The 23,807-nt window shown below is 71.2% G+C and carries 17 protein-coding genes; 10 read left to right on the top strand and 7 right to left on the bottom strand.

Annotation, left to right across the window (positions count from 1 at the left end; translation table 11 throughout):
- Positions 1-20 precede the first annotated feature (20 nt).
- Together glgA and glgC are read left to right on the top strand one after the other, a co-directional pair.
- Entirely contained in the window at positions 21-1,172 is a 1,152-nt protein-coding gene (glgA, locus tag ACFYP4_RS11530; RefSeq protein ID WP_388785077.1) for a glycogen synthase, read from the top strand.
- A 79-nt stretch (positions 1,173-1,251) separates the two neighbouring features.
- Entirely contained in the window at positions 1,252-2,472 is a 1,221-nt protein-coding gene (glgC, locus tag ACFYP4_RS11525; RefSeq protein WP_358850729.1) for a glucose-1-phosphate adenylyltransferase, read from the top strand.
- 42 nt (positions 2,473-2,514) lie between these two features.
- Here glgC and ACFYP4_RS11520 read toward each other — a convergent pair whose 3' ends face one another.
- The 5 genes from ACFYP4_RS11520 to ACFYP4_RS11500 all read right to left on the bottom strand — a co-directional run bounded on the left by ACFYP4_RS11520 (position 2,515) and on the right by ACFYP4_RS11500 (position 8,382).
- Positions 2,515-3,546 carry an ABC transporter permease gene (locus ACFYP4_RS11520; RefSeq protein WP_388784878.1) on the bottom strand — a complete coding sequence of 344 codons (1,032 nt, stop codon included), beginning with the start codon at positions 3,544-3,546 and terminating at the stop codon, positions 2,515-2,517.
- Positions 3,543-4,505 (bottom strand): ABC transporter permease, encoded by a 963-nt coding sequence (locus ACFYP4_RS11515; protein ID WP_358850727.1) that lies wholly within the window; start codon positions 4,503-4,505, stop codon positions 3,543-3,545. The genes ACFYP4_RS11520 and ACFYP4_RS11515 overlap by 4 nt, the downstream gene beginning before the upstream one ends.
- Entirely contained in the window at positions 4,498-6,126 is a 1,629-nt protein-coding gene (locus ACFYP4_RS11510; protein ID WP_388784875.1) for a sugar ABC transporter ATP-binding protein, read from the bottom strand. The genes ACFYP4_RS11515 and ACFYP4_RS11510 overlap by 8 nt, the downstream gene beginning before the upstream one ends.
- 1 nt (position 6,127) lies before the next feature.
- Positions 6,128-7,225: an ABC transporter substrate-binding protein gene (locus ACFYP4_RS11505; protein WP_388784873.1), complete on the bottom strand. Its 1,098-nt coding sequence runs from the start codon at positions 7,223-7,225 to the stop codon at positions 6,128-6,130.
- Between the two features lie 143 nt (positions 7,226-7,368).
- Positions 7,369-8,382: a LacI family DNA-binding transcriptional regulator gene (locus ACFYP4_RS11500; RefSeq protein WP_388784871.1), complete on the bottom strand. Its 1,014-nt coding sequence runs from the start codon at positions 8,380-8,382 to the stop codon at positions 7,369-7,371.
- A 158-nt stretch (positions 8,383-8,540) separates the two neighbouring features.
- Between ACFYP4_RS11500 and ACFYP4_RS11495 the strand changes: the two genes are divergently transcribed.
- The 6 genes from ACFYP4_RS11495 to ACFYP4_RS11470 all read left to right on the top strand — a co-directional run bounded on the left by ACFYP4_RS11495 (position 8,541) and on the right by ACFYP4_RS11470 (position 18,517).
- Positions 8,541-11,144: a PA14 domain-containing protein gene (locus ACFYP4_RS11495; protein ID WP_388784869.1), complete on the top strand. Its 2,604-nt coding sequence runs from the start codon at positions 8,541-8,543 to the stop codon at positions 11,142-11,144.
- Between the two features lie 465 nt (positions 11,145-11,609).
- Entirely contained in the window at positions 11,610-13,949 is a 2,340-nt protein-coding gene (locus ACFYP4_RS11490) for a GH92 family glycosyl hydrolase (RefSeq protein ID WP_358850722.1), read from the top strand.
- A gap of 156 nt (positions 13,950-14,105) precedes the next feature.
- Positions 14,106-15,518 (top strand): wax ester/triacylglycerol synthase family O-acyltransferase, encoded by a 1,413-nt coding sequence (locus tag ACFYP4_RS11485; protein WP_358850721.1) that lies wholly within the window; start codon positions 14,106-14,108, stop codon positions 15,516-15,518.
- A gap of 130 nt (positions 15,519-15,648) precedes the next feature.
- Positions 15,649-17,133, top strand: a complete 1,485-nt coding sequence (locus tag ACFYP4_RS11480; RefSeq protein ID WP_358850720.1) for an SDR family NAD(P)-dependent oxidoreductase — start codon at positions 15,649-15,651, stop codon at positions 17,131-17,133.
- Between the two features lie 661 nt (positions 17,134-17,794).
- Complete coding sequence (locus ACFYP4_RS11475) at positions 17,795-17,968, top strand: hypothetical protein (protein WP_358850719.1); 174 nt, start codon at positions 17,795-17,797, stop codon at positions 17,966-17,968.
- Between the two features lie 66 nt (positions 17,969-18,034).
- Complete coding sequence (locus ACFYP4_RS11470; RefSeq protein WP_358850718.1) at positions 18,035-18,517, top strand: GNAT family N-acetyltransferase; 483 nt, start codon at positions 18,035-18,037, stop codon at positions 18,515-18,517.
- Between the two features lie 18 nt (positions 18,518-18,535).
- On the opposite strand, the gene ACFYP4_RS11465 is transcribed toward ACFYP4_RS11470, so the two are convergent.
- Positions 18,536-19,903: an amidase gene (locus ACFYP4_RS11465; RefSeq protein WP_388784866.1), complete on the bottom strand. Its 1,368-nt coding sequence runs from the start codon at positions 19,901-19,903 to the stop codon at positions 18,536-18,538.
- A 366-nt stretch (positions 19,904-20,269) separates the two neighbouring features.
- The gene (locus tag ACFYP4_RS11460) at positions 20,270-21,313 is read right to left on the bottom strand and encodes a LacI family DNA-binding transcriptional regulator (protein ID WP_388784864.1); all 1,044 of its coding nucleotides are present in this window, start codon (positions 21,311-21,313) and stop codon (positions 20,270-20,272) included.
- A 243-nt stretch (positions 21,314-21,556) separates the two neighbouring features.
- Here ACFYP4_RS11460 and ACFYP4_RS11455 point away from each other — a divergent pair, with 243 nt between their 5' ends.
- Together ACFYP4_RS11455 and ACFYP4_RS11450 are read left to right on the top strand one after the other, a co-directional pair.
- The gene (locus ACFYP4_RS11455) at positions 21,557-22,849 is read left to right on the top strand and encodes an ABC transporter substrate-binding protein (RefSeq protein ID WP_388784862.1); all 1,293 of its coding nucleotides are present in this window, start codon (positions 21,557-21,559) and stop codon (positions 22,847-22,849) included.
- Positions 22,850-22,855: 6 nt separating this feature from the next.
- Positions 22,856-23,803 (top strand): carbohydrate ABC transporter permease, encoded by a 948-nt coding sequence (locus ACFYP4_RS11450; protein ID WP_388784860.1) that lies wholly within the window; start codon positions 22,856-22,858, stop codon positions 23,801-23,803.
- The last annotated feature ends 4 nt before the right edge of the window (positions 23,804-23,807 follow it).

Here is a 23,807-nt window from a genome sequence, read left to right as displayed (position 1 = left end):
GCGACGACAAGGGGTTCTGGGTGCGTGTGGGGCTGCTGACGCGGGAGTATCCACCCGACGTGTACGGCGGTGCGGGGGTGCATGTCGAGTTCCTCGCCCGCGAGTTGAGGTCCCTCGTCGACCTGGACGTGCACTGCTGGGGCGAGGGCGCCGCAGGCGGAGTCGTACGGCACCGGCCCTGGCCCGCGCTGGACGGCGCCAACGACGCGCTGCGCACCTTCTCCGTGGACCTGGCCATCGCCGCCGCCCTCGAAGGCCGCGACCTCGTCCACTCGCACACCTGGTACGCCAACCTCGCCGGCCACTTCGGCAAGCTGCTGTACGGCATCCCCCACGTGATGACCGCCCACTCCCTGGAACCGCTGCGCCCCTGGAAGGCCGAGCAGCTCGGCGGGGGTTACGCCCTGTCGAGCTGGGCGGAGCGCACCGCCGTGGCGTCCGCGGACGCCGTCATCGCCGTATCCGCAGCGATGCGCGAGGACATCCTCACCTGCTATCCCGCCCTGGACCCGGCCAAGGTGCGCGTCGTCCACAACGGCATCGACACGTCCCTCTACCGGCCCGACCACGGCACGGACGTCCTGTCCCGCGTCGGCCTCGACGCGGACCGCCCGTACGTCCTGTTCGTCGGCCGCATCACGCGCCAGAAGGGCGTGCCCCATCTGCTGCGCGCGGTACGGGACATCGACCCGTCCGTCCAGGTGGTGCTGTGCGCGGGCGCCCCCGACACCCCGGAGATCGACCGGGAGTTCCGCGACCTCTTCCGGGAACTGAGCGGCGTACGCGAGGGAGTGCACTGGATCCCGCAGATGCTGCCGCGCCCGGACGTGATCCAACTCCTCACGCACGCGGCCGTGTTCGTGTGCCCGTCCGTGTACGAGCCGCTCGGCATCGTCAATCTGGAGGCGATGGCCTGCGGTACGGCCGTGGTGGCCTCCCGGGTCGGCGGCATCCCGGAGGTCGTCGACGACGGCCGCACCGGCGTACTCGTCCCGGTCGAGGGCGACTTCGAGGCACAGCTCGCGCGCGCCCTGGACTCGGTGCTCGCCGATCCGCAGACGGCCCGGCGGATGGGTGAGGCCGGACGGGAGCGCGCCGTGCGGGAGTTCGGCTGGGACGCGGTCGCCCGCAGAACCGTCCAGTTGTACGAGGAAGTCCGCAAACCGGGGTAGCCGTGGGACAGGCGTAGTCGAGAAACCGGAGCCGGCTCTGCGACAGGGGCGGCCCGACCGGGCTTAGAGGGGCGGCGGAATGCGGCGCGGTGGACCTTCGGTGCTGGGAATCGTACTGGCGGGCGGAGAGGGCAAGAGACTCATGCCCCTCACCGCGGACCGGGCGAAACCCGCGGTGACCTTCGGCGGGACGTACCGCCTCGTCGACTTCGTGCTCTCCAATCTCGTCAACGCGGACATCCTGCGCATCTGCGTCCTGACGCAGTACAAGTCGCATTCGCTGGACCGGCACGTGACGACGACGTGGCGGATGTCGAGCCTCCTCGGCAACTACGTCACTCCCGTCCCCGCCCAGCAGCGCCTCGGCCCGCGCTGGTATCTCGGCAGCGCGGACGCGATCCTGCAGTCGCTCAATCTTGTCCACGACGAACAGCCGGACTACATAGCGGTGTTCGGCGCCGACCACGTGTACCGCATGGATCCGCGGCAGATGCTGGAGCAGCACATCGAGGGCGGCGCCGGGGTGACCGTCGCCGGCATCCGGATCCCGCGCGCCGACTCGTCGGCGTTCGGGATCATCACGCCCGGCTCCGACGGGCAGACCGTGCAGGGCTTCCTGGAGAAGCCCGCCGACCCGCCGGGCCTCGCGGACGACCCCGAGTGCGTCTTCGCGTCCATGGGCAACTACATCTTCTCCACCAAGGCCCTGATCGAGGCGCTGCACCGGGACGCCGAGGACGAGAACTCCGTGCACGACATGGGTGGTTCGATCCTTCCCATGCTCACCGAGCGCGGCGAGGCGCAGCTGTACGACTTCAGCGAGAACCACGTCCCCGGCGAGACCACCCGGGACCAGGGCTACTGGCGTGACGTCGGAACCCTCGACGCGTACTACGACGCCCACATGGACCTGATCGCGGAACGTCCCGCCTTCAACCTCTACAACCGCAGCTGGCCCATCTACACCCACTCCGGGCAGCTCTCTCCGGCGCGGTTCAACGCCGGCGGCATGGCCAGCGAGTCGATCATCAGCGCGGGCTGCCTCATCCGCGGCCAGGTCACCCGTTCCGTGCTGTCACCCGGCGTCGTCGTCGACCCGGGAGCCGTCGTGCAGGGCTCGGTCCTGCACGACAACGTCCACATAGGGCGGGGAGCGGTGGTGCGCGGCGCGATCCTCGACAAGAACGTCGAGGTGCCCCCCGGCGCGACGATAGGGGTCAATCCGGAGCGGGACGCGGAGCTCTACACCGTCTCGAAGGGCGGAGTGATCGGCCTGGGCAAGGGGCAGCGGGTCCCGTAGGGCGGGAGAGGCGGACGGAGCGGGCCGGCGACCGCGCGGGCGTCACAGCACCCGCCGTCGCCGGCCCAGCCAGGTCTGGGCGATGACGACGACCGCGAGGAACGCCCCGCTGACGACCTGCTGGTACGCCGAGTCCAGTGAACCGATCTGGTTGATGACGTTCTGGATGACCTTCAGCAGCAGCACTCCCACCAGCGAGCCGCTGATGAAACCGAACCCGCCGGTGAGCAGCGTGCCGCCGATCACCACCGCGGAGATCGCCTCCAGCTCCATGCCGGACCCGAGGATCGTCACCCCCGACACGAGCCAGGCCGCGTTGAGGGCTCCGGCGAGCCCCGCGCACAGTCCGGACAGCGTGTAGACGACGATCTTCGTACGGGCCACGGGGGCGCCCATCAGGGCCGCCGCGTCCTCGTTGCCGCCGACCGCGTACACGTACTGCCCGAACCGGGTGCGGCGCAGGACGACGGCACCGAGGACGAACAGCGCGACGGTGATCCACACGGGCACGCCGACGCCGAGGAGCGTGCCCTGGCCGAGGGTGGCGAAGAACGACTCCTTGTCCACCAGGTAGGTCCGCGACCCCTCGTCGGTGACCGAGAGCAGGATGCCGCGGGCGCCCAGCATCGCGGCGAGCGTGACGATGAAGGGGGCCAGCCGGGAGCGGGCGATCAGCACCCCGTTGACCAGCCCGATCAGCCCGCACACCGCCAGCGGGAGCAGCAGCGCGACCGCGGTCCCGTACTGCGAGCCCCAGGCCGCGAGCACGCCGCCCAGCGCGAACAGCGACCCCACGGACAGGTCGATGCCGCCGGTGACGATCACGAAGGTCATACCGAGGGCGACCACGGCGAGGAACGCCGAGGACACCGCCATGTTCTCCAGGTTGGCGCCGGTCAGGAACGTGTCGAAGCTCAGCGACGCCACGGTCATGGCGACGACGAGCGTGACCAGCGCGCCGTGCTGCTGGGCGAGGGCGCTGATCCGCTCGGAGCGCCCGGCGCCCGGCGGCTCCTCCTCGGGCGCCGTGGTCGTGCGCGGGACAGTGTCCACGTCGTCCACGTCGGTCGTCATCGCTTTCCCCCTTCCCTGGCCGCGCAGACGGCGAGGACGATCACCACGGCCTGGGCGATCTGGGTCCACGACGGCGGCAGATCGTGCTTGATGAGCGTGGTGGTGAGCAGCTGGATCAGGACGGCGCCGGCGACGGTGCCGCCGACGCGGACCCGCCCACCGCTCAGCGGGGTGCCGCCGACCACCACGGCGGTGATCGCGGAGAGTTCCATCAGGGTGCCGAGCGAGGTGGGGTCGCTGGCGGTCAGGCGCGCGGTGGCCAGCACTCCGGCGACCGCGGCGAGGACGCCGGAGGCGACGTACACCAGGATCAGCACCCGGCGCACCGGCAGACCGGCGAGCCGGGCCGCCGGACGGCTGTCGCCGACCGCCAGGAGCTGCCGGCCGAACGTCGTGCGGCGCACCACGAAGGCGACGAGCAGGGCGAGCGCCGCGGCGATCAGCACCAGGTACGGCACCCCCAGCACGGCCCCGGAGCCGAGCTCGGCCATGCCCGGGTCGCGGACGTCCTTGAGCTGGGGGAGGAGAACCAGGGCGAGTCCCCGCCCCGCGACCATCAGGGCGAGCGTCGCGACGATCGGCTGGACGCCCACGAACGCGATCAGCGAACCGCTCGCGAGGCCGGTCACCGCCCCGCCGAGCAGTGCCGTCAGGGCGGCTGTCCACGGCCCGTACCCGAGATAGAGGGACAGCAGGGAGGTCGAGAGGGCCATCACCGAGCCCACCGACAGATCCACGCCCTCGCTGCCGATCGCCAGCGCCATGCCCAGGGCCACGATCAGCACCGGCGCCACCTGGACGGCCTGGGTGCGGAAGTTCTCGCCGGACAGGAAGTGCGGCGTGAGGACGGTGTTCACGAGGAGCAGGACCGCGACGCCGAGATAGACGCCGTAGTCCTGGAGCAGGCGCAGCAGCCGGTCGCGGTCCGCGGTCATCCGGCCCAGGGACAGGTCAGCCATGGGTCTCTCCGGTGCCGTGGGACTCGGGCGGGGTCTTCCCGGCGCCGACACCGGCGCCGGGCTGCGGGGGGCCGCCGGACACCACGACGCCGGCCGGGGCCGGCGTCGTACCTCCGGTGCCGGTGGGCGCGGTCGCGAGGGCCCGCATCAGCCGGTCCTCGGTGACGGCGTCGCCGGTGAGCTCCTCGACCACCACGCCGTCCTTCAGGACGATCACCCGGTCGCTGCCCTCGATCAGCTCCTCCGTGTCCGAGGAGATCAGCACCACCCCGAGGCCGTCGTCGGCCAGTTCGTCGATGAGCCGCTGCACCTCCGCCTTGGCGCCGACGTCGATGCCCCGGGTCGGCTCGTCCAGCAGCAGGACCTTCGGGTTCATGGCGAGCCAGCGGGCCAGCAGCACCTTCTGCTGGTTGCCGCCGGAGAGTTCGCCGACCTTCTGGTGCGGTCCCGCGGCCTTGATGCGCAGCCGCTTCATGAAGGTGTCGACGATCCGGTCGACGCGGGCCTCGTCGACCAGACCGAACCGGGACAGCCCTGGCAGCGCGGCGAGGGCGATGTTCTCACGGACCGAGAGCCCCGGGACGATGCCCTCCGCCTTCCGGTCCTCGGGCAGCAGGCTGATGCCGGCCCGGATCGCGGCGGGCGTCGAGCCGGTGCGCACCGCCGCCCCCGCCACGACGACCCGGCCGGAGTCGAGGGGCAGCGCGCCCGCGATCGCCTTCACGGTCTCGCTGCGCCCCGAGCCGAGCAACCCGCCGAGGCCTACGACCTCACCGGGCCGCACACTCACGGACACCGCCCGCAGTCGATGACGGACCGCCAAGTCAGTCGCTTGAAGCACCGGTTCGGACTGTGTGTCGTGACTCCCGGTGAACTCCGTCAGGCCCTTGTCCCGTACGGCGCCGATATCGCGCCCCAGCATCAGGGACACGAGTTTGAGCCGGTCGAGGCCGGCGATCGGGCCCGTGTGCACGACCTTGCCGTCACGCAGCACGGTGACGGTGTCGCAGATCTCGTACAGCTCGTCGAGGCGATGGCTGACGTAGACCACCGCGATCCCGCGTCCGCGCAGCATCCGGATCAGTCCGAAGAGGGTGCGCACCTCGCGGGGTTCGAGCGAGGAGGTCGGCTCGTCCATGACGACGACCCGGGCGTCGACCGAGACCGCCCGGGCCAGGGCCACCATCTGCTGTGCCCCGACGCCGAGTTCACGCAGCGGTCTGCGGACGTCGATCCGGATGCCGAGCCCGCGCAGCGCCTCGTCGGCCTCGCGGTGCATGCGCCGGAAGTCGATCAGGCCCAGCCTGCCGCGGGGTTCGCGGCCGAGGAAGAGATTGCGGGCCACACTCATCAGCGGGACGAGGTTGACCTCCTGGTAGATGGTGGAGACGCCCGCGTGCTGCGCCTGGAGCGGTGTGGCGAAACGGACCGGGGCGCCGTCGTAGGTCATCTCGCCCTCGTCGGGCCGGTGCGCGCCGGTGAGGACTTTGATGAGGGTCGACTTGCCCGCGCCGTTCTCGCCGACGAGCGCGTGCACCTCCCCGGCGCGGGCCGTGAAGTCCACCCCGGACAGGGCCTTCACGCCGGGGAAGTTCTTGGACAGACCGGTCACCGCCAGCATGTCAGTAGGCCTTGCCCAGGTCCGCCTCGGCGTTGTCACTCGTGTAGGCGCTGTCCTCGATGACGACGTTCTGCGCGACCTTCTCGCCCTCGGTGAAGGTGTCGAGGGTCTGGAAGGCGAGCGGACCGAAGCGCGGGTTGGACTCGATGACGCCGTCGATCCAGCCGTCGACGATGCCCTGCACGGCGTTGCGCGTGCCGTCGATCGTCACGATCTTGATGGCGCCGGGCTTCTTGCCGGCCCCCTTGAGGGCGTTGACGGCGCCGAGTCCCATCTCGTCGTTCTCGGCGTAGATCCCGGTGATGCCCGGCTTGGACTGGATGAGGTTCTCGGTGACCGACTGGCCCTTCTCGCGGGCGAATTCCCCGGTCTGCCTGAACACGATCTCGAGTCCGGGTGCCTTCTCCTTGATGCGGTCCTCGAAGCCCTCGGTGCGCTCGGTGGTCACGTTGTTGCCCGCGGCGCCGAGCAGCACGGCGATCTCGCCCTTGCCGCCGGTCGCCTCGATCATCCGGTCCGCGGCCCGCCTGCCCTGCTCGACGAAGTCCGAGCCGATGAAGGTCACATAGTCCTTGCACGCGGTGGCGTTGATCTTCCGGTCGATCGTGACGATCGGGATGTGCTTCGCGGACGCGGCGCGCAGCACCGGTTCCCAGCCGTCGGAGTTCAGCGGCGCGATCACCAGCAGGTCGGCGCCCTTGGCGATGAGGTCCTGGACGTCGCTGATCTGTTTGGAGAACTGCGACTGCGCGTTGGCGGTCAGCAGTTTCACGCCGCGCTTCTCCGCTTCGGCCTTGATGGAGGCCGTCTCCGCGATCCGGAAGGGGTTGGCCTCCTTCTCGGACTGGGAGAAGCCGACGGTGGCGGTCTCGAGGTCGAGCTTCTTGCCGCCGTACGCGTCGATGGCGCAGGCCGGTCCTGATCCGGCGTCCGGCGTCGCGACGACCTGTCCGGAGTCGCCCTGGCTCGCGGGGTTCTTGTCCTTCCCGTCGTCGTCCTCGGGCTTGGCGCATCCGGAGACGAGCGCGAGGCTCGTGACGAGGCCGGTGGCGAGGAGGGTCCGGACAGGGGTGCGGCGAAGGAATGCGGTCGGCTTCATGGAGTCCCCAAACGGCACGGCCCCGGCGCTGAGAGTGCTCCCGGGGAAGTTCGGCTCTTGCGGTCAACTCGATGTGCACGTCGTTCAGGGGAGGTTTTTACATCGTTGGAAGAGGGCTGTAAAGCCTTCTGTCCGAAATCCCGTCAGCGTCGGCCCAGTGTGCTCTCCCGCTCCACGAGCCTGAATTCCGCGATGAGTTCACGCCCGCCGGGGTCCGTACGGCCCGACAGGCTGCGCAGCAGCGAGGCCACCGCCATGCGGGCGATCGCCTGCTTGTCCGGCGAGACCGTGGTCAGCGTGACCGCGCCGAACCGGCCCTCCGCGATGTCGTCGAAACCGACCACCGCCACGTCCCACGGCACCCGCAGCCCGCGCTCGTGCAGCACCCGCATCGCACCGATCGCGACCAGGTCGTTGTACGCGAAGACGGCGTCCGGACGCACTCCCGAGTCCAGCACCCGCGCCATCGCCCGCGCGCCCTCGTCGCGGTCCCAGCCGCCGACGGGTACCACCAGCTCCTCGGGCGCGGGCACCCCGGCCGCCGCCAGCTCCTCGCGCCAGCCGACGAGGCGCAGATGGGCGGGCCGGTTGGCCGAGTCGGTCCGCGCGCCGAGGTAGGCGATCCTCGTCCGGCCACGGCTCAGCAGGTGACGTACGGCCGCGCGTGCCGCCGCCACGTTGTCGATCGCGATGTGGTCGTGGGGCAGGTCGTACTCCCGCTCGCCGAGCAGCACCAGGGGCACGTCGTCCGTGCGGGCGCGCAGGTCCTCGGCCTCGAGTTCCAGCGGACTGAGGATCAGGCCGTCGATCACATTGGCCCGGAACCCCTGGCTGACCAGCATCTCCTGCTGACGGTCGCCGCGGGTGTGGTCGAGCAGCACCGTGAACTCGTGCTCGGCGGCCGCGTCGATGACAGCGCCGGCGAGCTCAGCGAAGTACGGGTTGCCGAGCTCGGGCACGGCGAGCGCGATGATGCCCGTACGGCCCTTGCGCAGGTGGCGTGCCGTCAGATTCGGGCGGTAGCCCAGGTCGTCGATGGCCTCCTGGACCTTCGCGCGCATGGCGGGTGTGACGTGCGGATAGTTGTTCACGACGTTCGAGACCGTCTTGATCGAGACGCCGGCGCGTTCCGCGACGTCCTTCAGGCTGACCCGCAAGGGATCTCCTCCGCATCGATGGGGGCTCTCTCACCGGGGCGTTCGTCATGGCCCTGGACAGAGGCCGGGAGCCGTGCTCTCATGCCAACTGCCGTTGCTTCCAACGTTGTACAGACTGAAGCACCGAGCCGCCACCCTTCCTGAGCCAAGGAGGATCCGTGCGCATCAGCCGACTCAGAATCCGAATGGCGTTCCTGCTCGCAGCGGCCCTCGGGACGGCGGGACTCACCGCCACGCCCGCCGCGACCGCGGCCGAGGACCCCGTCGAGGTCCACGGCCTCAAGGGCGAGTACTACACCCAGTCCGCCCCCGGCGCCTTCGACTTCCACGAGCTCAAGGCCACCGGTTTCGACACCCACCTCGACTTCGACAACCTGGAGCCGCGCCTGAACTTCGCCACCGGACGGTCGGACGACGTCAACGTCCGCTGGACCGGCAGGATCGTGCCGGAGAAGACCGGCGCCCACACCTTCTCGATCACCGGCGACAACGGCTTCCGGCTGTGGATCGACGGGAAGCCGGCCATCGACCACTGGGTCGACGACTGGGACCGCGAGCAGACCTCGGAGCCGGTCGAACTGACCGCCGGCCGCGCCTACGACATCAAGGTCGAGTACTTCGAGCACTTCGGAGGCTCCAACCTCCATCTGCGCTGGACCGAGCCCGGCGGCAGCAAGGAGGCCGTGCCGCAGTCGGCGCTGCGGCTGCCCGAGGGCTATGCATACGACGGCGCCATCAGGACCACGGTCCTCAAGGACGGCCGGACGCTCCGGCTGGACTTCGCGCAGCGCCTGAAAGCGCCGCCGGCCGGTCTCGCCGACCACGTGGAGGCCGTCATCGGCGGCGCCAAGTGGCCCTTGGGCAAAGCCACGTTGGACCGGTCCGACCACAAGGCCCTGAACATCGCGCTGAAGGAACCGGTCGTCGGCAACAAGACCGGCACCGCCCGCGGCACCGCGGATTTGCGCTACGACGGCCGGGGCGGCCTGCTCGGAGCCGACGGCAACGTTGTCAGCGCCTTCTGGAGCAGCGGCCCCAACCACTCCACCCACGAACTGCGCACCAAGTGGGCCGACGACGTGGGACCGCGCAACGCCCTGCCCGAGTACCCGAGGCCCCAGCTGACCCGCGACGCCTGGCGGAACCTCAACGGGCGGTGGCAGTTCGCCGCCGCCGAGGCCGGCGAGCAGCCGCCCGTGGGCCGGAAGCTGGCCGAGCGGATCCTCGTCCCGTACCCCGTGGAGTCCCAGCTCTCCGGCGTCGAACGGCACGAGGACCGCATGTGGTACCGCCGCACGTTCACCGTCCCGGCCGACTGGAAGGTCGGCTCCGGCAAACGGCTGCGCCTCAACTTCGGCGCCGTCGACTGGCAGTCCGAGGTGTACGTCAACGGCACCCGGGTCGCCGAGCACAAGGGCGGCTACGACAAGTTCAGCGCCGACGTCACCGACGCGCTGAAGCCCGGCCGCACCCAGGAGCTGATCGTCGGCGTCTACGACCCGACCGACGCGCAGGGCGGCGAGAACCCGCCGGTGGGCAAGCAGCGCCTGGACCCGAGCGGCATCTGGTACACCCCGTCCTCCGGTATCTGGCAGACCGTGTGGATGGAGCCCGTGGCCGCCGACCACGTCGACTCGCTGAAGCTCACGCCCGACGTCGGCAGGAAGCAGCTGACCGTGGAGCCGAAGGGCGTGCGCGACGGACTCGCGGTCACGGCGACCGCGTACGCCGGGCGGCACAAGGTCGCCACGGTCAGCGGCCGCACGGGACGGCCGCTGGTCCTGAGGATCGACGACCCGCATCTGTGGTCGCCGGACGATCCGTTCCTCTACGACCTGTCGGTCAGGGTCGGCGGTGACCGCGTCGGCAGCTACTTCGGGATGCGGTCCATCGCCGTCGAGAAGGTGAACGGCACCCCGCGCACCGTCCTCAACGGCAAGCCGGTCTTCCTGATGGCCACGCTCGACCAGGGCTTCTGGCCGGACGGACTGCACACCGCCCCTACCGACGAGGCACTCGCGTACGACCTGAAGCTGCACAAGAAGCTGGGCTTCAACTCGGTCCGCAAGCACATCAAGGTGGAACCCGACCGGTGGTTCTACTGGACCGACAGGCTGGGCCTGCTGGTCTGGCAGGACATGCCCGCGATGACCGCGGGTGTCGACCCGGACGCCGCGTCCCGCGCCCAGTACGAGCGCGAGATGAAGCAGATGATCGACGAGCACGTCAGCAGCCCGTCGGTCGTCATGTGGGTGACCTTCAACGAGGGCTGGGGCCAGTACGAGGAGGCGCGCATCGCCGACCAGGCCAAGGCCTGGGACCCGACCCGGCTGGTCAACAGCATGTCGGGCATCAACCTCGGACGCGACGGAGGCACCGGCGACATCATCGACGAACACGGCTACCCGAGCCCGGCGCTGCCACCCCGTCCGGACGGTGAACGGGCCCTGGTCAGCGGCGAGTACGGGGGCCTCGGGCTCGCGGTGCCGGGACACGCCTGGTCGGTGCAGCAGTCCTACGTGGACGTGGACCCGTCGACGTACACGGACGACTACCTCGCCCGGCTGGCCGAAGTGCGGAAGCTGACCTGCAAGGGCGGGAACGGCGCCGTCTACACCCAGATCTCGGACGTGGAGGGTGAGCTGAACGGCCTGGTCACCTACGACCGCAGGGTGGTCAAACCCGATGCGGCGCGGCTCAGGGCGGCCCACGAGGCGCTGATCCGGGGCGCGTCGCAGCCGACACCGCAGGGCTGCGTCTGACGGCGAGGCGCTCTCCGGGCCGGCACCTCCCCGCCGCCCGGCGAGCGCCTCGCCCCGACCCGCCGACGGGACGCCGGCCCGGTCCGCCCCTCCCACCCGGGCGGACCGGGCCGGCCGGACACCCCCGCGCTCAGCCGGTCGACGGCCGACCGCGGTCCAACGGGCCGTCGTCCGCGACCCGTTCCGCCCCGGTCACTCCGCCGGGGCGCCCGGCGGCAGGTCACGGCCGGCACCCGCGCCGGGTTCGAGATGGCTGGCGCGCCGTCACGATGGCGGAAGCACTGCTCCATAGGTAACCCCCGCTTCACCGTGGCACAAGGCGGCCCATGTGACACGTGCCGTGCACCGGCTCAGCGCCACGCCGGGGCCCGGCCGCGACCCTTGACGAGTACACGTACACGACGAAGAATGAGCGCGCTGCATGCTTTGACAACGTTGTCCAAGCCTGAGGAGGCCCTCCCGCCCATGAAATGGACCCAACGGCTCCGCGGAGCGGGCATGGCGGTCGTCGCCGCCGCGCTGCTCGGCAGCTCCTTCACCGCGCCGGCCGCCCAGGCCGCCGACGCGCAGGACGGACCGCTCACCGACCTGGTCAACCCGTTCATCGGGACGGAGAACGAGGGCAACACCTACCCGGGTGCCGCGGTGCCGTTCGGGATGGTGCAGTTCTCGCCGGACACCGGCCACAACACCGGCTACGACTACTCCCACACCCACATCCGCGGGTTCTCGCTCGTCCATCTGTCGGGCGTCGGCTGCGGCCTCGGCGGTGATCTGCCGGTACTGCCGACCACCGGGGACGTCACGAAGACCGACTACGCCGCCTACCAGGCCGAGTTCAGCCATGACGACGAGTCCGCGAGCCCCGGCTACTACAAGGTTGGCCTGAAGACCGGCATCGAGGCGGAGCTGACCGCGACGGAACGCACCGGCGTGCAGCGGTACACGTTCCCCGCGACCGCCAAGGCCAACGTCCTGCTGAACGCGGGCCAGTCGCTGCACAGGGGGATCACCACCGAGGTCGAGATCCTCGACAACCGCACGGTGCGCACCGCGATCACCGGCAGCGGCTTCTGCCAGGACACGAAGCCCTACACCGTCTACACCGTCACCCGCTTCGACCGGCCGTTCACGACGTCCGGCACCTGGAACGGCGACACCGTCACCACGGGCTCCAAGGAGTCGGCGGGCACCGGCCGCAACGGCGCCTTCGTCCGCTTCGACACCACCGGGGACCGCACGGTCGAGGCGACCACCGCCCTGTCGTACGTGGACGCCCGAGGTGCGGCCGTCAACCTCCGCTCCGAGGGCGGCCGTTCGTTCGACGCGGTCAGGAAGGCGGCCCACCGCTCCTGGGAGGACCGGCTCGACGACGTACGCGTACGGGGCGGCGGCGACACCCTGCGCCGCACGTTCTACTCGTCCCTGTACCGGTCCTTCCTCGCGCCCAACATCGGCAGCGACGCCGACGGCCGCTACACCGGCTGGGACCAGCGGATCCACCGCGCGAAGGGCTTCACGTACTACCAGAACTGGTCGCTGTGGGACACCTACCGCACCCAGTCGCAGCTGCTGTCCCTGCTCGCGCCGCGCGAGGCCCGCGACATGGCGATCTCCGTCATCAGGATCGACGAGGAGAGCGGCTGGCTCCCCAAATGGGGCTACGGGACCGTCGAGACGAACATCATGACCGGCGACCCGGTCACCCCCTTCCTCACCAACGCCTATCAGCAGGGGCTGCTCAAGGGGTACGAGGAGCGGGCCTACCGCGCGCTGAAGAGGAACGCGGACGGGGTGCCGCCCGCCGACTCGCCGGCCGTCGGCCGCGAGGCGAACAAGGAGTACCAGGCCAACGGTTTCGTACCCCACGTCAAGGGGCGCCCGCACGCGAAGCCCGGCGACTCCGATTACGACCACGGCGCGTCCGCGACTCTGGAGTACGCCCTGTCGGACGCCATGCTCGGCGAGATGGCACGCGACCTCGGGCACGGGGCGGACGCAGCGCGCTACGCCGCCCGGGCGCAGAACTACCGCAGGATCTTCGACGCCTCGACCGGCTTCTTCCGCGCACGCGACGCCGCCGGGGCCTTCACCGGACCGGCGGACCCCGCCCGCAGCGAGGGCTTCCACGAGGGCACGTCCTGGCAGTACCAGTGGCTCGTGCCGCAGGACCTGCCCGGCATGGTCGCCCTGATCGGCGGCAAACGGGCGGCCAACGAACGGCTCGACGCGTTCTTCGCCTACGACGAGCTGCTGAAGGACCCGGCGAAGACCGCCCGCGAGGTGTGGGTCAACGGGCCGTACGACTACTACAACGCGGACAAGTACAACCCGCAGAACGAGCCGGACCTCATCGCCCCCTACACCTACCTGTCGACCGGTGAGCCCTGGAAGACCACGGACGTGGTCCACGCGGCCCTGACCCTGTTCACCGACACCCCGACCGGCATGACGGGCAACGACGACCTGGGCACGATGTCCGCCTGGAACGTCCTGTCGTCCATCGGGATCTTCCCGGTGCAGCCCGGCTACGACAGCTGGGGCCTGTCCACGCCCGTCTTCGACCGCGTCGACCTCACCCTGGACCGGCGCTACTACCCGCGCGGCGCCCTGACCGTGACGGCGCCGGGCACCTCGGACAGTTCCCGGTACATCCGGTCGGCGCGGGTGGACGGCGACGCGTACGGGCGTACGTATCTGACGACGGACAAGCTGCGTGGCATCCGCTCGCTCGCCTTCACCGTCGGCCCGGAGCCGTCCGGGTGGGGCACGTCCGAGGCGGCCGCACCGCCCGCCCTCAACTGACCCGGTAGCTCCTCCGCCACCCCTGCGTCCCGCCTCTCGCCGAGGGGCGGGACGTACTCTGATGTCGACTGAGCGCTGCTTGATCACCCTTGACCGTAATCGACGGTCAGAGGGTGACTTGCCGGCTCACCCGACCGTCGACGCGAGAGCAAGCCCTTGACCTCAGAGCCGCTCGCACCACTCGACCTGGCGTTCTGGAACATCGAGTCCGCCCGGCACCCCATGCACCTCGGTGCCCTCGGGGTCTTCGCGGCCCGGTCGCCCGGCGCGGGTGCGCACGCGGCTGAACTCCTCGCGTCGCGCGCCGCGGCAGTTCCGGGGCTGCGCATGCGGATCCGTGACTGCTGGCAGCCGCTGCCCTCCCCGCTGGCCTTCGGCGGAGCGACGCGGGAGCCCGTACCCGACTTCGACCCGCTCCGGCACGTACGCCTCCACGCGCCGACACGCGATTTCCACGCCGTCGCGGGCCGTCTCATGGAGCTCCCCCTGGAGCGCGGCCGGCCCCCGTGGCAGGCCCACGTGCTGCCCGCCGAGGACGGCATGTCGTTCGCCGTCCTCTTCACCTTCCACCACGCCCTCGCCGACGGACTGCGGGCGCTGACGCTCGCCGCGGCACTCATGGACCCGACGGACCTGCCCGCACCGAGGCCGCGCCCCGCCGCACCCCCGCGGAGCCTTCTCCCGGACGCGCGCGACCTGCCGGGGCGCCTGCGCGACACGCTCCGCGACCTGGGCCGCGCCCTCGACATCGGGGCGTCCGTCGCCCGCGCCACCCGGGACGTACGGTCCTCGTCCGCGCTGACCTCCGAGGCCACCGGCACCCGCAGGACCGCGGGTGTCGTCATCGACCTCGACGAGGTGCACCGCGTCCGCAAGAGCGTCGGCGGCACCGTCAACGACGTGTTGATCGCCGTGGTCGCCGGCGGGCTGCGGCGCTGGCTCGACGAGCGGGGCGACGGCAGCGAGGGGGTCGCGCCCCGGGCGCTGATCCCGGTCTCCCGGCGCCGCCCGCGCACCGCGCACCCGCAGGGCAACCGGCTGTCTGGCTACCTGGTACGGCTGCCGGTGGACGATCCGGATCCGCTCGGCCGACTGCGCACCGTGCGCACCGCGATGGACCGCAACAAGGACGCGGGGCCCCACCGGGGCGCGGGCGCCGTCGCACTGCTCGCCGACCATGTGCCGCCCCTCGGGCACCGGCTCAGCGGGCCTCTCGTCGGCCAGGCGGCCCGGCTGCTCTTCGATGTCCTCGTCACCAGCGTGCCGCTGCCCGGTCTCAGCCTGACGCTAGGCGGCTCCCCGCTCACCGCGGTCTTCCCGCTCGCGCCGCTCGCCCACGGCCACTCCCTCGCCTTCGCCGTGTCCACGTTCCGCGGACGCGTCCACTACGGGCTGGTCGCCGACGCGGAGGCGGTGCCGGACCTCGACGTGCTGGCGCGTGCCCTGCGCGAAGAGATCGCCGAACTGGCGGAGGTCGGCGCGTCCCCGGCCGACGGCGACCGGCGCCGAACCGGGCTCCCGGTGGCGGACCAGGAGGGCCGGCCGGGTGACATGCGACCATTTTGCTGACACCCGCCGCGTCAGTATGCTCCTGAGCTGGCGGGATGGAGGGAGCAGCGTGTAGGGTGCCCCCTTTTGGGAGCTGCCGTGGCCGTTCGAGGCGCGCGGCGGACCGAGTGACATGAGGAACGCAGCGGCGATGACGGTGACAGAGCACGGCCAGACGGGTGCCACGGACCTCGCGGAGGTGTCGTGGGGCCCCGGTATCGACCCGGAACGCCTCGCCGTCTGCCTCGGCGTGCTCGAGGAGCTCGACAAGCTGGACGTCGACCACCCCGACGCCATCGCGGTACGCCGTGCCACCGCCGGCGTCTACCGCACGGTCAAGCAGCGCCGCCGCCAGGAGCGCCGGGCCGCGAAGACCGCCCACGACAAGGCGGTCACCGAGTCCACGGCCACCGGATCCGCCCAGCGCATCGACGACGAGACGGAAGGCATCCTCCCGTCGTCGGTGACGGACGCCGGCGAGATCGCGGGGATCCTGCAGCGCCCGCGCTCCTGCTACATCTGCAAGACGCGGTACGTCGAGGTCGACTACTTCTACCACCAGCTCTGCCAGGGCTGCGCCGCGGAGAACCGCTCGCGGCGCGAGGCCCGCGCCGACCTCGCCGGGAAGCGCGCGCTGCTCACCGGCGGCCGCGCCAAGATCGGCATGTACATCGCGCTGCGGCTGCTGCGCGACGGCGCGCACACCACCATCACCACGCGCTTCCCCAATGACGCCATCCGCCGCTTCAAGGCCATGCCGGACAGCGACGAGTGGATCGGCCGCCTGAAGATCGTCGGCATCGACCTGCGCGATCCCGCGCAGGTGGTCGCCCTCGCCGACTCGGTCGCCGCCGAGGGCCCCCTCGACATCCTGATCAACAACGCGGCCCAGACCGTACGCCGTTCCGCGGGCGCCTACAGCGAGCTGCTGGCCGCCGAGTCCGGTCCGCTGCCCGCCGGTGAGCTGCCCCCGGCCGAGGTGATCGGTACCTTCGGCTCCGGCGCCGTGGCCGCGCTTCCGGTCGCCGGCGGCGGCGCGCTCACCGCGCAGGAGGTCACCGACCTCGCGCTGGTCTCCGGATCGGCCTCCCTGGAGCGGATCGCGGCCGGCACGGCGATCGACGCGGGCGGTCTCGTGCCCGACCTGCACGACACCAACAGCTGGATCCAGTCCGTCGAGGAGGTCACGCCGGTCGAGCTCCTCGAGGTCCAGCTCTGCAACTCCACCGCGCCGTTCATCCTCATCAGCCGGCTCCGGGCGGCGATGGCGGCGGCGCCGGCGAAGCGGACCTACATCGTGAACGTCTCCGCGATGGAGGGCGTCTTCAACCGCGGCTACAAGGGTGCGGGCCACCCGCACACCAACATGGCCAAGGCCGCCCTGAACATGCTGACGCGCACCAGCGCCCAGGAGATGTTCCAGAAGGACGGCATCCTGATGACCGCCGTCGACACCGGCTGGATCACCGACGAGCGCCCCCACCCCGACAAGATGCGGCTCGCCGACGAGGGCTTCCACGCCCCGCTCGACCTCATCGACGGCGCGGCCCGCGTGTACGACCCGATCGTCCGCGGCGAGCAGGGCGAGGACCTGTACGGCGTCTTCCTGAAGGACTACGCGCCCGGCAAGTGGTGACCCCTCAGGGCTGACGGGACGCGCGGCGCCGTAAGCCGTTCGTGCACGGGGTACGTCCCCGCCGCGGGCGGCGCCGCGCGGACTCGCGTCCCCCGTCCACCAGCAGGTCCGCGCCCGTGCTCCACCGGGCCGCGCAGGAGGCCGGCCGGACCACGGCGCGGGCGACGTCCCCCCACGTACCGTGCCCTGGCGGTTCGTCAGGCAACAGAGCGCCGGCGCAGGCGCGTTCAGGGCCGGATCGCGATCCCCCCGGGTTCATCCCCTCCGTCCGGGCCCCTCCCGGGATGTGCCGCGGTCCGCATTTTCTTTCCCCCGCTGAGCCGAACGGGTGGTGGATGTTTGGGGCGCAGACTTCCAAATGCCCCCGTATCGTGAGGGGATGGACGCCGGACGACTCGATACGGTTACCTGTTGTTTTCAGCCCCATCGAGCGGGCGCCCGCTCATTTGGTTACTCTGTAGCGGACGGACAGCCACACTGGGTCACACCCACACCCACGGTCCGTCCCGGGACAAGCCGTACATCACGGCCTGCTCTCCCTCGACTTACCGGCGCCACCGCGTCCGAACCGCTTCGACCCAGACCCGAGCGGGCGTCAGGCGCACGGCAGCAGAGTGGGCCAGTACAGCCCGAGGGTGACCCGACACATAAGGAGTGCGCGGTGACACCGGAGAAGACGAACCCCGATCAACGGTCCAAGGAACGCCTGGAGCGTGCAGGCCTGTCCGAGAAGAAGCTCGGCAGCCTCGACGTGTGGGCCAGGTCCGCACCGATCCGCCTCGCGGGCTACGAGGACGACCTCGCCGAGCCCCATATCCTGCCCAGCGTGGACTGACCTCCGGAAAAGCCGCAGAGGACCCGTCGCCACCGCGATCAGCATGGGCGTGCCAGACTGACGCCCATGCTGATCAGGGAAGCCGCGGCCGAGGACTGGCCGCGGATCTGGCCTTTCTGGCACCGCATCGTCGCCGCCGCCGAGACCTATGCCTGGGACCCGGACACCTCCGAGGAGGCCGCCCGCGCCCTGTGGATGGGGCCGGGCAAGCGGGTGTACGTGGCGCAGGACGACACCGGAACCGTCGTCGGCTCCGCCTACGTCACCCCCAACTACGGCGGCCCGGCCGCCCGTATCGCCAACGCGGGCTTCATGGTCGACCCCGACCGGTCCGGCCGCGGCATCGGCCGCGCGCTCGCCGAACACCTCCTCGCCGCGGCGAAGGCCGACGGTTACCGCGGCATGGTGTTCAACGCCGTGGTGGAGACCAACCCCGCCGTCAAGCTGTGGACTTCGCTCGGTTTCACGATCCTGGGCACCGTCCCGGACGCCTACGAGCACGCCCGGCACGGCCGGGTGGGCCTGCACGTCATGTACCGGGCCCTCTGACACGGCAGCCCCTGCTCGCTAGTCGAGCGGTGCGGTGCGCCGCCACGGCCGCAGCGTCTCCAACTGCCCCGCCACGTCCAGGAGTACGGGTTCCGAGCCGGGCCTTCCCACGAGCTGCACGGCACACGGGGCGCCCGACACCGATGTGCCGAACGGGACGGACATCGCGGGCCAGCCGGTCAGATTCCAGGGCGGCGTCATCGGCGAGCAACCGGTGTTGACCAGCAGGTTGCGCAGCCAGCCCCGCTCGTGCCAGTCCGCCGCGGCCGGTCCGCGCCGGGCGAGCGCCGGAGTCAGCAGCACGTCGTGCTCCGCGAGGAACGGCTCCAGCCGCCGGCGCAGCTCCGCACGCCGGTCACCGCCGCGGACGCTCCGCGCGAACCTGCGTCCCACGGCCGCGTGGACACGGGTGCGCCGGGTGAGCCGCCGCGGGTCGAGATCCTCGGCGTCCACCGCGGTGCCCGCGGTCCAGTGGGCCAGCGAGGTGGTGCCGAGCCACCACGGGTACGGGGGATCCGCGCGCCGTACCCGGTGACCGGCACCCGCCAGCAGCCCCGCGGCCTCGCGGGCGGCGGTCGTGTACGGCCGGGTGACGCGCACCCCGACGAGCGGGCTGCGCAGGGAGAGGGCGATGCTGCGCCCCGCGCCCCCGGACGGGCGTGCCGCGTCGTTGTCCGTCCCGGGGGCACCGGCGGTGCCGGCGAGGACCGAGAACATCAGACGGGCGTCCTCGACGGTGGTCGCGAGTGGCCCGTTCTCCGACATGCCGAACCAGTCCCCGTGGCCGATGCCGGCCGGCACCACGCCGTACCCCGGCTTCAGTCCCACGAGCCCGCAGTGGGCGGCCGGGATCCGCAGCGAGCCCATCCCGTCGTTGCCGAGGGCGAGCGGCACCAGCCCGGCGGCGACCGCGGCCGCACTGCCGCCCGACGAACCGCCCGCCGTGCGGGAGGTGTCCCAGGGGTTGCGCGCGATGCCGTGCACCCCGTCGGTGGTCCCGAAGACGCAGAGCTCCGGCACGTTCGTCACGCCCACCACGACGGCGCCCGCGGCACGCAGCCGCGCCACCGTGACGTGGTCGTGGACGGCGGGAGTGTCCGCCGTCGCCGCGGTGCCGTTGCGGGTGGCCTCGCCCCGTACGGGCAGGTTGTCCTTGACCGCCAACGGGACTCCCGCGAGGGGCAGTTCCGCCAGGTCCGGGCGGGCGGCGACCTCGTCGGCCTCGGCGAGCGCCGCGTCCGCCCGCACCTTGCGGAAGGCGCCGACCCGGGTGTCGAGGCGCTCGATCCGCGCGAGGTGCTCGGCCACCACCTCGCGCGGTGTGACCCTCTTCTCGCGCACGGCGGCGGCTATGTCGGCGGCGGTCCGGCCGGCCCAGCTGGTCACGGGCGCTCCTTGTCGCTGGGTGCGCCGCACGGTGGGGTGCGCCGCACAGCGGGGCGCGGCGGGCTCCTCGTCGGGCAACGCGGGCTTACTCACGAGTAGTAGGGAGCACTGTGCCCGCAGAGAGGGCCCCGCGTCGAGCCCCCTCGACCGGCCGCCCCGGTCATCGCGTCGCCCCCCGGGGAGTCGGCCGGACAGCGAGGGCGTTCCAGGAACCCTCGCGTGCGGAACCGGGGTGCCTTGGGACCCCGGCCGCCTCTGGACGTCCGGCACCCCTGGACCTGCGGCACCCCTGGACCTGCGGCACCCCCGGACCTCCGGCACCCCGGCAGCCAGGCACCCCGGGCCCGACGGTTCAGCCGTCGGCGGTCACGTCCCGCAGGGCCCCGTGCTGTCCCGTTCGATCAGCCGCGGCACCGGGACCTGCACCGTGCGCGCCGGGCCACCGTCCAGCAGCGCCGTCAGTTCCTGCGCGGCGGTGCGCCCGAACTCCACGGTGTCGCGGGAGAGCGCGGAGAGCCACGGCTTGACCATGCGGCACAGTGCGGAGTCCTCCCAGGCCACCACCGACACGTCCCCGGGAACCGAGAAGCCGAGCTCGGCCGCGGCGGCCACCCCGGCGACGGCCATCACGTCGTTGTCGTAGACCAGCGCGGTCGGCGGTGTGCCCTGCTCCAGGACGCGGCGGGTCACCGCCGCGCCCTGCGCGTCCGAGTAGTCCGTGGTCACCGAGCGCACCCCGGCCAGGCCGCGCCGGGCGGCCTCGTCGCGCAGCGTACGGATCCGGCGCTCGGTGTGCGCGAGGCCGGGCAGGCCCGCGATGTGCACGATCCGGCGGTGCCCGAGGGCATGCAGCTCGCCGACGACCGCGGCCATCGCGCCGGCGTCGTCCGCCCACACGACGGACAGCCCCGGGTGCCCCGCGTCGGGCACCCCGCCGATGACCACGGCGGGCAGCCCCAGTTCGTCGAGGAGGTCCGGCCGAGGGTCGTCGGTGCGCGGATCGACGACCAGTACACCGTCCACGCGGTGCTCGGCCCACCACCGCCGGTACACCGCGCACTCGGCGGCCACGTCCTCCACCACCTGGAAGAGCAGGCCGAGATGGCGCTCGGCCAGCACTTCCTGGATCCCCGAGATCAGCTGCAGGAAGAACGAGTCCACGCCCAGGGTGTCCGCCGGGCGCGCCACCACGAGGCCGACGGTGGCCGTGCCCTCGCCGGACAGCTGCCGTGCCGCCGTGCTGGGCCGCCAGCCCAGCTGTTCGGCGACCCGGCGCACCCGGTCCCGTGTCACCTCGGAGACTCCGGGCCGGTCGTTCAGCGCGAAGGAGACCGCGCTCTCGGAGACCCCGGCACGCTGCGCGATGTCCTTCATCGTCGGCCGGCGCGCGGGGGATCGCTTGGCTGACACCTGGCCCCTTTCCCTGTGACTTGCGGCCGTCAGCCTACCGCAGCCGACTGCTGACTAAAGCGCTTGAGCGAGCTTTGACTAAAGCGCATTAGTTAGAGATGGACGCGGATTCAAGGAGCGGCTCTGACCTGGTGTTTCGACCGGCAGGAGAATTTCGTTTGTACGAATGCATTGACTTCCCGACGGGCCTGCGTGCAAGGTCTGCGACGGCACCCGTTCATCCCCTGCGAAGGAGCCCCATCCGTGCGTATCTCCCGCAGAGCCCTCGCTGTCGCCGCCGCTGTCACCGTCGTCCTGCCGTTGAGCGCCTGCGGCTCCGGGGACGACGGCAGCGGCTCGACGGACGCCTCCGGCAGGATCGAGGGCGACATCACCTTCCAGACCTGGAACCTGCGAGCGAACTTCAAGCCGTACTTCGAGGGTGTGATCGCCGACTTCGAGAAGCAGTACCCGGGCACGCACGTGAAGTGGGTCGACCAGCCCGCCGAGGGCTACGCCGACAAGATCAGCGCGGACGCGGCCGGCGGCACCCTGCCGGACGTCGTCAACGTCTCGCCCGACCTCGTCGCCCCGCTCGCCCGGGCGGGCCTCGCCCTCGACCTCGACAAGGCCGCCGCGAAGTACCGGGGGGAGTACCTGGACGGGGCCTGGGCCAGCCACCGGATACCGGGCACGACCGGCACGTACGCGTTCCCCTGGTACCTGAACACCGGCCCGCTGTTCTACAACAAGAGCCTCTTCGAGCAGGCCGGGCTCGATTCCTCTAAGCCTCCGAAGACGTACGACGAACTCTTCGCCGACGCGCTGCGACTGGCGAGGAAGAGCAAGGGCGAGGTGGCCACGCTCGCCAACGTGCCCACCATCGAGGACTTCGGCCGCTACGGCGTCCGGCTGATGAACGACGAAGGCACCAAGTTCACCTTCGACGACGCCAAGGGCATCGAACTCCTGACCAAGTACAAGGAGTTGTACGACGCCAAGGCACTCGACCCGCAGGCGCTGACCGCGACCCCCGAGTCGTCCGGCAAGAAGTTCCTCACCGGGGCCGTCGCCATGAACCCCGGCAGCGCGCTGGACCTCGGCAACTTCAAGAAGCAGGCGCCGAACCTGTACAAGAACATCGGCATCACGGACCAGATCACCAGCACCGGCAAGGTGAACATGTACGTGATGGGCGTGATGGTGAACTCCCGGACCAAGCAGAAGCCCGCCGCGGTCGCCTTCGCGCACTACGTCACCGACGCGAAGAACCAGATGTCGTTCGCCAGGAAGGTCGCGATCTTCCCGAGCACCGCCGGATCGCTGGACGACCCGTACTTCACCAAGGAGGACGGGACCGACGAGACCCGGGTGCGCGTCGCCGCCGCCAAATCCCTGAAGAACGCGGTGAACTACACGCCGGTCCTGTTCAGCGAGCAGATGAAGACCGCCCTGCGCAACGAGGTCGCCAAGGCGCTGCAGGGCAGGCAGAGCCCCGAAGCGGCCCTTGACAACGCTGTCAAGGCCTGCGACCGGCTCCTCAAGCAGCAGGGCTGAGCCGGCATGGCGAGTTCCACACTCTCCCGGGTGAGCGGCCAGCGGCGCGAGACGCCTCCCGGTCCCAAGGGGCCCCCGCACCGCGTGCGACGCCATCTCCCGTCCAGCCCCTGGCTGTTCACCGCGCCGGGCCTGCTGATCACGGGCGCGTTCATCCTCTACCCGTTCCTCTCCACGCTGGTCAACGCCTTCACCGACCGGCGGACCCTGATCCCCGGCCGGTTCGTGGGCCTGGACAACTTCCGGGAGCTGCTGCACGACGAGATGTTCTGGATCGGCCTGCGCAATAGTTGCCTGTACGTCGTCGGGGTCGTCCCCGCGCTCGTCCTGCTGCCGCTGCTGCTCGCCCTGCTGGTCCGGAAGAGCATCCCCGGCATCACCTTCTTCCGGTCGGCGTTCTACACCCCCGTCGTCGCGTCCGTCGTCGTGGTCGGACTGATCTGGGTGTGGCTCCTGGACGAACGCGGCCTGGTCAACTCGCTGCTGGAGGCGATCGGCGCCGGCCGGGTCGGGTTCCTCAGCGACCAGTGGCTGCTCCTGCTGAGCGCCATGGCCGTCACGGTCTGGAAGGGCCTCGGCTACTACATGATCATTTATCTGGCCGCGCTCGCCGACGTGCCGCGCGAACTGCACGAGGCCGCGGCGGTGGACGGCGCGGGTACGGTGCGCCGCTTCCTCACGGTCACCGTGCCCGCCGTCCGCTCCACCATGGTGCTGGTCGGCGCGCTCTCCTCCGTCGCCGCCTTCAAGGTCTTCTCCGAGGTGTACCTGATGGCGGGACCGGACGGCGGCCCGGCGGGCGAGGACACCACGCTCGTCATGCTCGTCCAGCGCACCGGCACCGGTCTCACCGGCCGGGTCGGTTACGCGTCCGCCCTCTCCGTCGTCGTCTTCGTCGTCACCGTCGCGCTCATGCTGCTCGTGCTGCGCGCCGACCGGAAGGAGGACGCGTGACCAC

Origin of the sequence: Streptomyces sp. NPDC005551 (assembly GCF_042871785.1) — a bacterium.
In the GTDB taxonomy this organism is placed as follows: Bacteria; Actinomycetota; Actinomycetes; order Streptomycetales; family Streptomycetaceae; genus Streptomyces.
The sequence above is the reverse complement of the archived record's forward strand: the minus strand, read 5'-3'. Positions and strand labels throughout refer to the sequence as shown.

What these genes read in the sequence shown, in the direction of transcription:
- ACFYP4_RS11510 (WP_388784875.1), bottom strand. Translation starts at nt 6,126, where the DNA reads ATGCTGGCGGTGACCGGTCTGTCCAAGAACTTCCCCGGCGTGAAGGCC.
- ACFYP4_RS11480 (WP_358850720.1), top strand. Translation starts at nt 15,649, where the DNA reads ATGACGGTGACAGAGCACGGCCAGACGGGTGCCACGGACCTCGCGGAG.
- ACFYP4_RS11450 (WP_388784860.1), top strand. Translation starts at nt 22,856, where the DNA reads ATGGCGAGTTCCACACTCTCCCGGGTGAGCGGCCAGCGGCGCGAGACG.
- ACFYP4_RS11490 (WP_358850722.1), top strand. Translation starts at nt 11,610, where the DNA reads ATGAAATGGACCCAACGGCTCCGCGGAGCGGGCATGGCGGTCGTCGCC.
- ACFYP4_RS11515 (WP_358850727.1), bottom strand. Translation starts at nt 4,505, where the DNA reads ATGGCTGACCTGTCCCTGGGCCGGATGACCGCGGACCGCGACCGGCTG.
- glgC (WP_358850729.1), top strand. Translation starts at nt 1,252, where the DNA reads ATGCGGCGCGGTGGACCTTCGGTGCTGGGAATCGTACTGGCGGGCGGA.
- ACFYP4_RS11470 (WP_358850718.1), top strand. Translation starts at nt 18,035, where the DNA reads ATGCTGATCAGGGAAGCCGCGGCCGAGGACTGGCCGCGGATCTGGCCT.
- ACFYP4_RS11505 (WP_388784873.1), bottom strand. Translation starts at nt 7,225, where the DNA reads ATGAAGCCGACCGCATTCCTTCGCCGCACCCCTGTCCGGACCCTCCTC.
- ACFYP4_RS11520 (WP_388784878.1), bottom strand. Translation starts at nt 3,546, where the DNA reads ATGACGACCGACGTGGACGACGTGGACACTGTCCCGCGCACGACCACG.